1 pseudogene is annotated in these 353 nt (G+C 63.5%); it reads left to right on the top strand.

The window, feature by feature from the left end:
• Positions 1–353: pseudogene (locus EN850_RS34445) on the top strand (hypothetical protein); the annotation flags it as partial.

The raw sequence follows: 353 nt of genomic DNA, 5'->3' as shown, positions 1-353 counted from the left end.
CTGGCAAGCAGTCGATCTACCTGGACCAGGTGCCGATCGAGAACCCGGATGGCACGCTGAACTTCTCCGGCGTGGATGTGCAGACGCGCTCCGGTACCCAGGACCAGGAGCACATCAGCGGCTTCCCCTCCATCGAGAACGAAGTTGGCGTCACGGTTGAGCTGCGCAGCGATGCGCCGGTGGTACGCACCGTATCCGGTGCCGACCTGTCGGCCGTCCGTATCCGCTTTGCGGTGCCGGCGTTGCAGAAGACCAACACTCAGAACGGCGACACTGAAGGCTACCGGATCATGTACGCGGTGGATCTGTCCACCGACGGCGGCCCGTTCAGCACGGTGCTGACCGATGCATTC

This window comes from Mesorhizobium sp. M8A.F.Ca.ET.207.01.1.1 (assembly GCF_004794715.1).
In the GTDB taxonomy this organism is placed as follows: Bacteria; Pseudomonadota; Alphaproteobacteria; order Rhizobiales; family Rhizobiaceae; genus Mesorhizobium.
The sequence above is the reverse complement of the archived record's forward strand: the minus strand, read 5'-3'. Positions and strand labels throughout refer to the sequence as shown.